The sequence below is a fragment of the Methanobrevibacter boviskoreani JH1 genome (assembly GCF_000320505.1).
GTDB classification, from domain to species: Archaea; Methanobacteriota; Methanobacteria; order Methanobacteriales; family Methanobacteriaceae; genus Methanarmilla; species Methanarmilla boviskoreani.
The window spans coordinates 1-13,859 of the sequence record NZ_BAGX02000018.1; the positions used below are offsets into that span (position 1 = coordinate 1).

Annotated in this window: 12 protein-coding genes and 1 pseudogene; 5 read left to right on the forward strand and 8 right to left on the reverse strand. The window is 28.3% G+C overall.

Annotation, left to right across the window (positions count from 1 at the left end):
• Window positions 1–553 precede the first annotated feature (553 nt).
• The gene (mer, locus tag ON24_RS03875; protein WP_016358989.1) at window positions 554–1,519 is read left to right on the forward strand and encodes a 5,10-methylenetetrahydromethanopterin reductase; all 966 of its coding nucleotides are present in this window, start codon (window positions 554–556) and stop codon (window positions 1,517–1,519) included.
• 250 nt (window positions 1,520–1,769) lie between these two features.
• Here the strand turns inward: mer and ON24_RS03880 are convergent, their stop codons facing one another.
• Window positions 1,770–2,684: an SPL family radical SAM protein gene (locus ON24_RS03880; protein WP_236254919.1), complete on the reverse strand. Its 915-nt coding sequence runs from the start codon at window positions 2,682–2,684 to the stop codon at window positions 1,770–1,772.
• 174 nt (window positions 2,685–2,858) lie between these two features.
• Between ON24_RS03880 and ON24_RS03885 the strand changes: the two genes are divergently transcribed.
• Both ON24_RS03885 and ON24_RS03890 read left to right on the forward strand, forming a co-directional pair.
• Window positions 2,859–3,953: an archaeosine biosynthesis radical SAM protein RaSEA gene (locus ON24_RS03885; RefSeq protein ID WP_040682027.1), complete on the forward strand. Its 1,095-nt coding sequence runs from the start codon at window positions 2,859–2,861 to the stop codon at window positions 3,951–3,953.
• Between the two features lie 118 nt (window positions 3,954–4,071).
• Window positions 4,072–4,557: a DUF308 domain-containing protein gene (locus ON24_RS03890; RefSeq protein ID WP_016358992.1), complete on the forward strand. Its 486-nt coding sequence runs from the start codon at window positions 4,072–4,074 to the stop codon at window positions 4,555–4,557.
• Between the two features lie 172 nt (window positions 4,558–4,729).
• On the opposite strand, the gene ON24_RS03895 is transcribed toward ON24_RS03890, so the two are convergent.
• From ON24_RS03895 to ON24_RS03920, 6 genes are all read right to left on the reverse strand, one after another.
• Window positions 4,730–5,569, reverse strand: a complete 840-nt coding sequence (locus ON24_RS03895) for an NAD(P)-binding domain-containing protein (RefSeq protein ID WP_040682028.1) — start codon at window positions 5,567–5,569, stop codon at window positions 4,730–4,732.
• 107 nt (window positions 5,570–5,676) lie between these two features.
• Entirely contained in the window at window positions 5,677–6,552 is an 876-nt protein-coding gene (locus ON24_RS03900; protein ID WP_040682029.1) for a damage-control phosphatase ARMT1 family protein, read from the reverse strand.
• Between the two features lie 161 nt (window positions 6,553–6,713).
• Window positions 6,714–6,914, reverse strand: coding sequence for a sulfur carrier protein ThiS (thiS, locus tag ON24_RS03905; RefSeq protein WP_016358995.1), 201 nt, complete (start codon window positions 6,912–6,914; stop codon window positions 6,714–6,716).
• Between the two features lie 184 nt (window positions 6,915–7,098).
• Complete coding sequence (locus ON24_RS03910; RefSeq protein ID WP_016358996.1) at window positions 7,099–8,031, reverse strand: TIGR00269 family protein; 933 nt, start codon at window positions 8,029–8,031, stop codon at window positions 7,099–7,101.
• 136 nt (window positions 8,032–8,167) lie between these two features.
• Window positions 8,168–9,334, reverse strand: a complete 1,167-nt coding sequence (locus ON24_RS03915) for a VWA domain-containing protein (protein WP_016358997.1) — start codon at window positions 9,332–9,334, stop codon at window positions 8,168–8,170.
• A 104-nt stretch (window positions 9,335–9,438) separates the two neighbouring features.
• Window positions 9,439–10,287: an AAA family ATPase gene (locus ON24_RS03920; protein WP_016358998.1), complete on the reverse strand. Its 849-nt coding sequence runs from the start codon at window positions 10,285–10,287 to the stop codon at window positions 9,439–9,441.
• 288 nt (window positions 10,288–10,575) lie between these two features.
• Between ON24_RS03920 and ON24_RS03925 the strand changes: the two genes are divergently transcribed.
• Window positions 10,576–11,097 (forward strand): hypothetical protein, encoded by a 522-nt coding sequence (locus ON24_RS03925; RefSeq protein ID WP_040682030.1) that lies wholly within the window; start codon window positions 10,576–10,578, stop codon window positions 11,095–11,097.
• 143 nt (window positions 11,098–11,240) lie between these two features.
• On the forward strand, window positions 11,241–11,615 hold the full coding sequence (locus tag ON24_RS03930) for a hypothetical protein (RefSeq protein ID WP_040682031.1): 375 nt from the start codon (window positions 11,241–11,243) through the stop codon (window positions 11,613–11,615).
• Between the two features lie 365 nt (window positions 11,616–11,980).
• Here the strand turns inward: ON24_RS03930 and ON24_RS03935 are convergent.
• Window positions 11,981–13,617: pseudogene (locus ON24_RS03935) on the reverse strand (dihydropteroate synthase-like protein).
• Window positions 13,618–13,859: the final 242 nt, after the last annotated feature.

Below are 13,859 nucleotides of genomic sequence, written 5' to 3' on the forward strand. Positions count from 1 at the left end.
AGTATACACATTATAATATATATTATATATCACCACATCTACTAAACCAACATCACACCTAACACTTTGCATTAGGTCCTCATTAAAGATCATGCCAATAAAAACATGAATTTAACCATATGTGGAAAAACAGTCATCATCGATTTAATGTAATAAACATTATATCTTAAACCAACGCCAATTACATACAGTTCATACTATACTCAAAGTTTTAACATTAACAAATTTAAATAGAAATTATTGCAATAATAAGAATTATTATTAATAAACCATTATTAATGAATATTTAAAAAAATTGAAAGTAATAAACTTTTAAATATAGTTATAAATAAATTATAATCTAAATTTACTAAAAAAAATTTTCAAACCCCTAAAAGATAATTATAAATAATAAAAATAAATGCATTATTACTAAAAATATAAAAAGTATTAATGACCTAAATTATAGGTAAAAATCCCAAAGCTAAAACTAATTAATATTTAAAGTTTTCGATTAAAATCAAATAAAAAGTACTTTATATACTCCAACATAGAATTAGTATTGGTGATAAATATGAAGTTCGGTATCGAATTCGTCCCACAACAACCTTTGGACGATATTATAAAATTAGTAAAATTAGCTGAAGATGTAGGATTTGACAACGTTTGGATTACAGATCACTACAACAACAAAAATGTATATGCTGCTTTAGCATTAGTAGCAAAAGAAACTTCAACCATTAAACTTGGTCCTGGAGTAACTAATCCATACTTAAGAGCACCTGCTATATCTGCATCTGCTATTGCAACCATTGATGAAATTTCCGATGGAAGAGCTACCTTTGGTATTGGACCTGGTGACAAAGCAACCTTTGAAAGTTTAGGTGTTGAATGGAGTAAACCATTATCCACTATTAAATCAGCAATTGCTGAGATTAGAACCTTAACTGCTGGAGAAGCAACTGAAAGTGGAGCTAAATTAGGTGGAGTAAAAGCTGTACAAGATTCTATTCCTATTTACATGGGTGCACAAGGACCTAAAATGTTAGAAACCTCTGGAGAAATCGCAGACGGTGTATTAATTAACGCATCAAACCCTAAAGATTATGAAGCTGCTATGCCTCAAATTAAAAAAGGACTTGAAACTGCTGGTAAATCTACTGCAGACTTCGATGTAGGTGCATACACATCTACCTCTATTGGAACTGATTCCGAAGCAGCTAGAAACGCAGCAAAAATCGTTGTAGCATTTATTGCATCAGGTGCTCCTGACTTAGTTATTGAAAGACACGGATTACCTGAAGGATACAACAAAAAATTAGGTGACTTATTAGGTAAAGGTGACTTCGGTGGAGCTATTGGAGCTGTTACTGACGAAGCATTAGATGCATTCGCTGTAGCTGGTTCCCCAGAAGACTTTGTACCAAAAATTGAAAACTTAGCTGAAATGGGAGTAACCCAATACGTAGCTGGTTCACCTGTAGGTAAAGACGTAGAAGAATCTATTAAATTATTAGGAGACGTAATTAACAGTTTCTAAATTTAATTTATTCTTTTTTCTTTTTTTACTTTTTTTAAATACTGCTTTTACAATTTAATAACTATCTAAACTATTTTTATAAATAACACATTATCTGGAATTAAATCTTATTTTAAACTAATTACTAAAATTCAGATTATTTAATAAAAATATAAAATCATTAGAAATTAATAAAAAAGCCTTAAAAGATCCTGTTTTATATTTAAGTATTATTTAATCTAAAATTGAATTTTATCCAATTTTCAACCAATTAAGAAAACATTGAAGTTTTAATATTATACTCTTTAGCAATCTTTGAGATTCTTCTTAAAAGATTATTCTGATATGATGTTGGAGGGTAATTATTGTATCTAGAAGTTTTCTTATTAAAGAAAAGATCCCTAGTATCCTCATAATGTTCTGGATAATATCTCTTAATCAAGTTAAAATATTTAACTCTTGAATCATTTAACCCGTTACCAAATAAGGACATTGAACCTGGAACAATATAATCAACTCCAATATTCGAAAAAACATCCATAGCTTTATTTAACTCATTATTAGAATCAGCTATAAACGGTAAAATGGGCATAAAGGATACACCTACCTTAAAATCATTATTTTTCAAAATCTTAATAGCATTTAATCGTCTTTTAATAGAAGGAGCACTTGATTCAAATATCTTTCTTTGATTTTCATCTAATGTAGAAAAAGAAAAGGAAACATAAACCTTAGTATCCAAGTCAAGGTCATCTGGTAAATTAGTTAATGGCTGGTTAATTTTTTTTAAGATATCAGTATCCCTCAATACCAAATCAGATTTTGTAAGAATATGTACAGGAAAATGAAATCTATTAACTAATTTTAATAAGTCACGGGTTAGATATAGTTCACTTTCAATATCCTGATATGGATCCGTTGCAGAACCAAAACAAACAAACCCCTTTTTATTATTTTTAACCAATTTCTTTAACTCGGATTTTGTAAGTTCTATTGCATTAGATTTAACATAATAAGAATCAGTACTACCGGCATATTTACTGCCATTAATATAACAATAGCTACAATTAAAAGAGCATCCCAAATATGGGTTAATTGTAAAATCTTCAAGAAACAATTTCCTTTCATTATTTCTTTTAGTAAAAATTGATCTTACCTTTCGGGATTTAAAACCATATTTTTTCAATACCTTTGATGTATCATCAAAATGACCAATAATAATAATAACACTACCAATTTCGCTTAAGATTTAATATTTATTAAATACTAAATAAATTATATAACAATTAATATCTATAAATATATTATTTAATTATAAAAAATATAAAATTTATTTTAATTTATTATTTAAGTGGTTTATATGGAGATTCAACAATTAACTAAAGAGATAAGAGACAATGCTACAGCAAGAGCAAAACCTAAAGTACCCGAACAAGTATCTACCAGTTGGTATAATGAGGATTTATTATATTCAGGCCCTGGTAAAACTATATTTTTAATACTAGCAACGGAAGGATGTAGTTGGGCATTAGGTCCTAGTGGCGGATGTACAATGTGCAGTTATATTAATGATTGTACTTTAGAACCTGTTACAAGTGACAAGATTGTTGAATTATTTAAAAAAGAAATGGAAAAACACCCTTACAAAGAAGATTATAGAAATGGAGATAAAATAGCTATAAAGATTTTTGCATCAGGTAGTTTCTTAAACCCTAAAGAAGTTCCAAAAGAAGCACGTGATGAGATTCTCCAAATATTGAAGGACACTGATGAGATTAGCGAAATTGTTATTGAAACACGTCCGCAATATGTAACTGAAGAGGCTATTGATGAGGTATTTAATATTATTGGAGACAAATTATTTGAGATAAGTATGGGCCTTGAAACCTATAATGACCATACAAGATTATACAATATCAATAAAGGTTTTACAAAAGCAGATTTTGAAAAAGCAGTAAACATTATTAAAAAAGCAAGGAAAGAGAAGAACTACAATATTAAAGCAAAACCTTATATCTTTGTAAAACCGATTCTTTTATCTGAAAAAGAGGCAATAGATGAGGCAATAGAAACTGGAATCTATGCTGAGAGCATTGGTGTTGACAGACTGTCATTTTGTCCTGCAACAATACATGGAGGAACATTAATTGAGAGATTGTGGAGAAAGGGATCATATCAACCACCATGGATTTGGTCTACCGTATACATAATTAACACAATAAGAGATGAAGTTTCCATACCTTCCTTAATGGACACATCAGCATTTGGTTCTAGAAGGGGACCATACAATTGTAAAAAATGTAGTAAAGACCTTAAAAATATGATTATAGAATCCAACATCGCCCAATCCAAGATTGAATATGATTGTGACTGTAAAAATCAATGGTTAGCAGAGGTTAAAACTGGAGATATTAATAGATCAGAAAATAGAATTAATCACTTACCATTATACTAATTTATAAAACTTATAAAAAAATTAGTAATAATTTTAAATTAATAAAAACAAATAAATAGTTTAAATCATTGAATTTAATCTCATAGATTATAATTTTTTAAAAGATTGGAGGAAAAAAATGAAGAATGAAATCATGAGTATTATAGCTTTAATACTTGGGATTATTTTAATTGCCTTTCCAATACTTGGATATATTGGTGTAAATTCAATATGTGGCTTATCTATCCTTTTAATTGCAATATATTTACTTCTAAGTGGAGTAAATGAAGTAGATTATCAATTTGTAAAGAGCATACTTAATACAATAATCGGTTTAATATTATTAATTATAAGCATATTTATATTATTTAATCCAAATTTAATAAGTTCCTTTAATGGAATAATCCCATATCTTGTTGGAATATTCCTAATAATAATTGGATTGATAGGAATAATTAGTGATAGAGAAAGTAAATATGGATTTTATATAGGAATCCTTGGAATAGTATTAGGTTTAGTATATTTAATAATTGTATTATTCATGTCAAATCAAATTATTCTTGGTTCAATTGTTGGAATATGGTTAATTATTTGTGGATTATTAAAATTTATAGATAGATATTAATCTTTAAATTTTATAATCCTTCAATGATTATCATATATTAATTTACAGAATAGAAAAAACTCTTTTTAAAACTTTTATAAAATGTTGTTCAAAATTATAAAACTCGTTTTACAGATTAAAATTAAAAAAAATGATTTAAAAAAAAATAGAAATTAAATTAATAGATTTTACATTATTTTACATCATTAAACTTATCCCTTGCTGCTTTTGTCATGAAATTCTTTTTGCCCTTAGGGGAAATTTTATCTAAAAACTCCAAAGCCTCATCCATCTCTTCCACCTTTCTTTTGGAATTTTTATAGGAATTTCTAATTCTTGATTTTGATTTTTCCTCAAATGTCTCCCCCTCGGTTAAGGATAGAATTTCAAATAGCTGATCCACCATACCGATTTCCTTAGAAGCCTCATAAGCCTCCATTAAAACAGCAGAAACCCCTTTAGTATATAAGCTTCTTAAAGTTTTTAATGTAGAAACATCACCTGGTTTATTACTTACAATCATTATATTCAAACCATAATTATTTAGAATAGCTAAATCCCCACTACGTTGACCTGAGAAAAGTATAGTTGTAGGATCATTAGACACTTTGCCTATAATTGCACCGTCAACAAACATGTTTCTCATATCTACATCCTCTTGTTTTTTAAAAAAACTATGTTTCTCTTCTATTTTAGGCAATGTTTCCTGAGGTTTTTCAAATAATTGTGACATTTTCAATGTTGTATCTGGAGATACATTATTTAGATCAATATAAATTCCATCATCCATTAATTTAGAAACTTTTTTGGCAACATTCAATGCATTGGCAGGTGAATTAGCGGAAATGACTACATCAGAACCCTTCACTAAAGCATCATATGAATCTATAATCTGTACATCGGATTTAATAGCCCTAATATTAGTTTTCTCACTTCTACCTTTAACAACTGTTACTGTTTGAACGCCATTTCTTGAAAGTATATTGGATATTGTTGATGATACTTCACCAAAACCTATAAATCCAACAATCAATTTTAAACCTCCACAATCAATTTTAATCCTAATAAGTTAAATTTCCAATTAATCTTATTAAAGTTCAAGATATAAACAAATCAAATCATTAACCCCATAAAAACAGATTAAAGTTTAAGATAATCGGATTTAAGTAGAAACATCTCCCCTAAATTTATACCAATTAAGTTAGCGGATACGGGACATTTAGCACAGGCAAGATAAAATACATCTTTATCCTTTAAATCCAATTCAGTTAGACCCTCAAAATTTCCAAGACCTTTTGAAATAATAAAATCTGCATCATCAAAGATTTCTCTAAAATCATCTGAGAATTCATGATATACCACTCCAACTGTATCCTCACCGGTACTTACTATATCTGCATATTCATCTAAACCTGCACTAAGTGCATCTTCCATACATGCATCATTTACTATTGGTTTCTCCTTAACTGCAAGTGTAATATTCACCCCGTAAGATTTAATTTTCCAAAGTAATATCCTATCAAATACAATCTCACCTGCATTATCTACCAGATATAAAACATCATCATGTTTGTTTAATGCTTCCTCCAATAAATCTGTTTGATTAATCTTAAGGTCCTTCTTTAAACTTTCTTTAATTAATGATTCAAAATCGGTATCCAAGCCATATGCACCAAAATCAATTATATTTCCTACAATAGCTATCTTTACACAGGTCTCCAGTGAATCGTCTTTTTTTAAAATATTTTCCACATCATCCATGAAACTTAATGCCATTTCATTAGACTGCTTTTTCTGTAGTTTATAAGGGTCCTCACATCCTGTGAGTTCTTTAATTAATCTGTGAACTTTAGAACCGGTCCAGTTAGAATTAGCACCCCTTTTATATTCCTTTGCCAATAGTTTAAATACTTCAGAGATAATATCCAATTTAAAATCTTCATCATTAGTTATTACATCTAAGGCATCCTTAGATTGACGTAAAAAACAAGGCCCACATTCATAATTAACTTTAATATTATCACCATAATTTTAATTATGTTATATGGTATATTATTTAAAATATTAAAAGTTTAATAAAATGTGAAAAATTAGAGAATAATTAAGAATAAAATTAGATAAAAATAGCTAAATTATATGCATTTATAAAATCTAAGAAGATTAAAGATAATATGGAATTATCCCCCATAAATGATTTGGATAATCTTTATTTCATCACCATCATGAATCTCAGATTCTTCAACTACAATATCCCCATTTTGTTTTGGAACAATTGTTTCTGAAGAAATGTCTAAATCATCCAAAAGATTCTGAATTGTATATTTACCATTTAACTCTCTTTCTTCTTTTTTATCTTTATATATAACAGTATATGACATCTATTAATTTCTCCTTATAGATAATAATTCTAAATTATAATAACAATAGTTAATTTATTTTTCTTTTTATATAATAATTATTAGGCAGATTTCAGTTTAGGAATATTCAAGTAATAAAATAAGTTATTTAAAAACTTAAAAAAAGGTTTAGATTATAAGATAATAATTAAAAAACTAAAAAATATTATAATTGAACCCTATGACCTAACTCTTTTAAAAAAGTACAAACCCTACAAAGTTCATTAGATGACGGCTCGCCACAAATGGCACAATCACCCTGATGAAATTCAGGAGGATAATTCTCCTTTACAAGGGGTTTAAGTTTATCATAACCTTTAATTACAGAATACATCATGGTCGGATGATCTTTAGTTAAGTCTTTTAAAATATTTCCGACTTCCATTCTAAAAGATTCCTGAGCATATGGACATCCTGCAAGATGAATATCCAAACCTTTCGCCAAAGCATACAAACCTACTTCCTTTTCCGGGATTTCCCTTAAAGGTTTAATCTTAGGTGTAAATTTAGGACTTTTAGAAGTGGTAAGAGCACCTAATGAAGATAAGTTATTAATGTTACCCTCCAAATAATTCATTAAAACGGCTTGGGACTCATCATCAAGATTATGACCTGTTGCTATTTTATCAGCCCCAAACTCCCTTGCAGTACGATTAATAATCCAACGTCTAAACACACCACAATAAGTACATGACCCCCTATGATTGTCGGTTTTCATTATCTCATCCAAATCAATACCAAAACAATCCTTAAATGAGACAACCTTATGTTCAATTCCTAAACGTTTGGCATGAGATATGGCAATGTCCACACCTTCATTCCTATAACCTTTAATCCCCTCATCAATAGTTACAGCACATAAATCAATAACATGTCTTTCCCTATAACTATTTAGAATATCCAAAGTTACCACACTATCCTTACCACCGGATAATGCAACCATAACTTTATCACCTTTATTAAGTAATTTTTCACGCCTAATTGTTTGTTGAACCTTTTTGTCCACACTTTTAATGAAACAATCAGCACATAAAGATTGGCCTGACTGTTTACGTGTAATTATAACATTAGGATTTCCACATTTTGTACATACACTCATAATTATCACAGAATTTTTAAATAATTTGATAAGTTAAAATGTTTCTATTAAATATAGATTTTTATATGTTTTAGTTTATTATTAAATATAGTTTTAGAAGATTAAACTTTAAAAAAAAGTTAAAAAAAGACCAATATTAATGCATATCCATTACAAAATCTGCCAATTGATTTAAAGTATTTACTTCATATACCTTAGCACCAGCATCCTCATATAATGATACACAACTATCTGCAATATCCCACTTATTTCTATCTTCTGGATTCAATATAATAACTTTCTTAGAAAGTTTAACCATTTGACGTACTAAATCGGTACTAGCTTGAACGCCATTTACCTTAGGACCTGCCCAATCACGACAATCAGATAATATAACAATATAAGTTTTGTTTGAAATATCAGCCTGTTTTATAAATGAATTAAAAGCCCTATACATATCTGATGTACCATGTACCATAGCATTTTTAATACGAATATCTTTAACCTTTACAAAGGCATCAAAAAGGTAATTTGATTTTAAAGCTTCAGTGGTTTCAACGGTTTTATTATCAAATTCAAATGTTCTTGAATCTTTAAATGCTGTTTGGCATGAATACATTAACATGAAAAACCAACTACTGATCCACTCACATGATCCGCTAATGTCATCCAGGAAAAGATGCTGATTTTTATGAGGTCTTGGTTTAGCTTTTACTAAATCTATTGTTGTACCGCCATATTTTAGATTGGTCCTAATAGTTCTTCTAATATCAATCTTATTAGTTTTAGCCTGATTTTCTCGTCTTGAACGTTTATTAGCAATACGACGTCCTAATTCTTGACACAGTTCCAACATACGTGGTTCAAATTGATTAATTTTTGTTAAGTCCTTATTAAGCAGTTCAGAATCACGTTCCAAATCGTCATCACTTTCATGAAGTGGAGGGGTACCCAGATACTCCGCCATTTCTAATTTATTTTTAAATTTACTATTTACATGAGCTTTTGGAGCTTTCTTATTCTTAACAACTCTCATTTTATTAGAGCCAGAACGATAATTCCTAGGCATTTTAGTGGATTCCTGCTCTACAGATTTTAAAGATTTCTTCTCTTTAAAGACTTCATCAAATTGTTTATTGAATTTAGGAATATCATATTTATTTTTAACATAAACAGATCTAAGAGCTTGTTTTAAAAGTTCCTTATTGTTTGTATCTAATAAATCACAGGTATCCATTGCTGTTTGAGTAGTACGAATACTTACAGCCATGCCCTCATCTCTTAAATTATTAGATAATTCAACAATTTGATCTACTTCTATCATAGCAACCACATTACAATAAATTCTAATCTCATTATAAAAAAAAAAATATTAAATAAAGAATTACTAGATTAACTTTCCTATTCTATACTAAGTTAAATAAAAAATTAATCTTTTAAGACTTCTTTTAATACCTTTTCCTTATCAGATTTATTTTTAACTACTGAACCAATACTCTGTTTAAGTGCTTCATCCTGACTGTCCATATTTAAATTAAGAACGGATCTTACCCAATCAACACTACCCCTTACAGAAGGTTTCTTTAAAAGATTTAATTTTCTAATTCTATGTACCAACTCTACAACCTTAGTGATTAAATCATCATCTGCTTCGGGGACTTTTCTTTTAACAATCTTAACTTCCCTTTCCACAGAAGGATATGAAATATATAAGAATAAACATCTGTCTTTTGTTTCATCAAGTAACATTCTTTGAGAGTTTGAAGTCAAAATAACTATTAAATCATTTTTAAGGGGAAATGTTCCCAAATCATTAACAGTGATCTCCTTTTCACCTAAAGCTTGAAGTAAAAAACTTTCAACTTCCTCGTCTGCTTTGTCTATCTCATCAATAAGTAAAACTGAATCCTTTTCAGTGGAAAAAGCAGAAAGTAAAGGTCTTTTTATAAAATATTCGTCCTGGAATATATCTGTAGAAATATCCTTGGATTTGCCCTTAATGGCTTCCAATTCTAACAATTGTTTCTGATAATTCCATTCACCAACAATCTGTTCAAAAGTTATACCTTCATAACATTGGATTCTGAAGAAGTTTCTGCCTAAAGATTTTGCAACGGTTTTTGCAAGTTCAGTTTTTCCAACACCTGGAGGTCCTTCAATTAATATAGGTTTATTTAAAGCCAATGATAAATAAACAGTGGTGGTTATCTCAGAATCTGAGACATAGTTGTTTTCCAATAAACCTTTGTTTATATCGTCAATGTTTATATTTTCCATAGAATAACCTTTAATAAAAATAAATTAATACAACAATAAATGATTTATAATTTCTATTTAATATAATATTATTAAAATAAAATTTTTAAATAAAATTAAAATCATATTTTATAATAATAATTATATTCTAAATCTTAAAAACTTAATGAAAAATTTAAAAGAAATTCAAAATATTAAGAAATGGATTTAATATTCCAATCCTAAAAACTTAATGAAAATTTGAAAAATAATCCGATGAAAGTTTTAAGAAAAATACAATTTACAAAAATAAATAATTAAAGGTATAATATGAATAGAAAGACATTGATTAGTGGAATTATTATCTTAATAATCATCATTGCAGGACTTATTGTATTTACAGTTAATAATAATGATCAAAGTGTAAGCAATAATAATACTGCAAATCTTACAGGTAAAAATACAACTATTAACGGTTACACTTGTATGATACCTGATAATTATCAGAACGGTTGTGTAACTAGTAAAACAGGTTATGATTTATATGGGACTAGTAATGACAGTCTATATATAACGGTTTACAATAATGATGGTGATGGAGATAATATGTATAATAATGACTATGCATATTTTGCAGAGGGAGAAAACAATCAGGATACTGGGTTAAGTACTGAAAACACGACAGTTAATGGTCACAATATATATTATGTAAGCTTACACTCCAATACAAGAGGGGATTATAGATTGGCATTCTTTTCAGTCAACAGCAAAAGAGTTATGATTGAATGGTTAGGCAATAATATAAACCCCGATATTCAAAATATAATCAACAGTTTTTATGCTTTAAATTAATTTAAATAATTTATTAATAAATTTAAAATCAATTAAAATTTTAAAAAAAAGTAAAATTTCCAAATAAAAGATTAACAAAAGATTAATATTATATTATACATAAAAAATATAATAATAAAATAATAATTAAGGGAATGAAAAATATGGAAAATGAAGACATTATCATAATTGTTCTCGTAATTGCAATTATAGCTGTTGCTGGTGCTACAGTATTTGCTATGAACTCCCAAGGAGACATGGAAGTTAATAATACTACTAACAGCACAACAAGCAATTTAACCGTTAATAATACAACTAACACTACTCCTGACACAACTAGTGGTTCTAGTGATTCCGGTTCTGTATCAAGTGATAATGGTTACTATAGTACAGATAGTTCTAGTTCAGGTTATGAATCTGGAAGTAGTTACTCAGATTCCGGATCAAGTGATTACAGCCAAGACAGTGGTAGTCAATCTTCTGATTCAGGATATGAACATGGTCATGGAGATACCTACGACCAGCCATATACTGGTTAATTAAATTATTCATTTAGAGTAATCTTACTCTAAATTTTTTAACTATTTTTTAAAATTTTCTTTTTATATACAATAACAACTATTTTTAACATCTTTAAAATCAGTTTTAAATCTTAATGGATTTTCAATACTTAAAAAATATATTAAAAAATAAGTAATTTTAAGGTTTATCTAAATAAAGAACATCTTTAAATTTAAAACCTAAATAAAAAAAGTATATGAGATTTAAATAAAAGAAATTCCCAAAATATTGGTAACTATTTAAATTTCAATATATACCCCATATAAGACGATTTAAAATATTCTAAAAATAAGTTATTTTGAACTAAATTGAATATATAGAGAAATAAATATGAATAAATCAATTAATCTTCATTAAAATTAATTGGTTTATCGAATAATTCGAAGTCCTGAACATACTCCTTTCCTGTAATCATTGCTATTTGGGCCTTCTGTAACTCAGAACCTAAATAAGCTGCATGATCCATTCTAGAAACCAAACCCTGTTTTACAAGCTCATCATAAATCTCTTTAGGATATTTACCTTCTACAACAATATCCGGAACTGTTTTCTTAAAATGAGTAACAATAATACTTCTATCTTCAAGATTTTCAGCATAATTAACCTTTATTTTAAAACTACCTGCACGGTCAAGTATAAAACGTTTAGATTCCTTAGCAATTATATGTTTAATATTTGATTGATCCTCATACATTTCTTCACCCAATATATCCGCTCTTTGTTTTTTATCTTTAAATCTTAATAGATTAATTCCTAAATCCTTAGGTATTGAAGACCTATGCTTTGCAAGAAACATCATCTTGCTTGCAATAGCTAACTCATATACACTACCCTCATTTTTACCACTCTCCTCAGGAGTGAACAAAACAGATGCACCTATTTCCATTGCAATACCTGCAAGTAATGCATTGGCTCCAGTTGAATCAGTATCCAATAACTCAGTTACATTTCCTACACCGAAAAATAAGGGATAGGGATTATTTTCCTTAAATTTTTTACATGCAATAAGTGAATCAGTAATACTGCTACTGTTTACAGGATCCAATATTAAGTCTGCAATGAAATCAATAGGTTCGTCTTCAGGGGAATATTTGCTACAATATCCAATTAACTCATCAATATATTCAAGTCTCTCATCAACTGTATGTGGAACCTTATTTACAGCAAAATTAGTTGGAAGAAGCACAGCCGGAACATCATATTTCTTAAGTAAAGGTACAAGTTCCTTAGCATGACCTAAATCCACACTTAAAACCAAATCAATACCATTTTCAACGGCAACCTTAATTTCATTAGGGTTTAAAGTATCTATACTTAAAGGTCTATCTCCAACAATAGGTCTTAAAGTTTTAATTAAATCAGGAATCATATCAGAATTATCTTCACCAGCGGCCATTCCAATGTCAATCATGTCGGAACCGCTTTCAACAAAGTGTTTTGCCTTTTTAATCAAACGTTCTTTTGGAAGGGATGGAGCATTTGCAATCTCGGATAACACCCTAATAGGAAAATCTTCACCTACAGCCAATTTACCTACCAATATGTTATTAGGCTTTTTAAGTAATTCCTCCCTTTTTTGAGAATCGCTTTCGAAATCTTTAATAAAATTAAATGCTCTTTTTCTTTTTCCTCTTCAATTAAACGATCTGCAGGTTTATCAGTGGCGAGATTTAGATTATCTATTAAATCTATAACCACTCCTAAGTCAGCACAATCGGTAGGTCCTTTAAAAGTAGGAATATTCAATTCTTCAGCGATTTTATCGGTAGATCTTCTAATTAAACCTGGAACTAAAATCACATCAACAGTATCTAATTGATCTTGAATATTATTTTTTATTTCTTTAATAATTTGATTAGGTGTTAAAAAGGCCGCTATTTGAGTATTTGCTTTATGGACAATAACTTCTTTATTTGAATCCTTAACAATATCCAAAATTGCAGGATAAGCTAAATTTCCAGTTATAATGAGTATTTTCATAATATAACCCCTTAATAAATATAATATTATTATTTTGGATTACAAATTATATAACTTTTTTTAAATAAACCAACAATTTATGAATCTAATTAAAAAATCCTGGTCCTAATATTTTTAATTTTTCTCCAAATAAAAGAAAATAGAAAAATCCAATTTTAAAAATTAAAATAGGTTTATAAAATAAAATAAGCATTATTAAAAATAGAATATTTAAATTTTAAAAAAAACTAGTAGAATTAAAA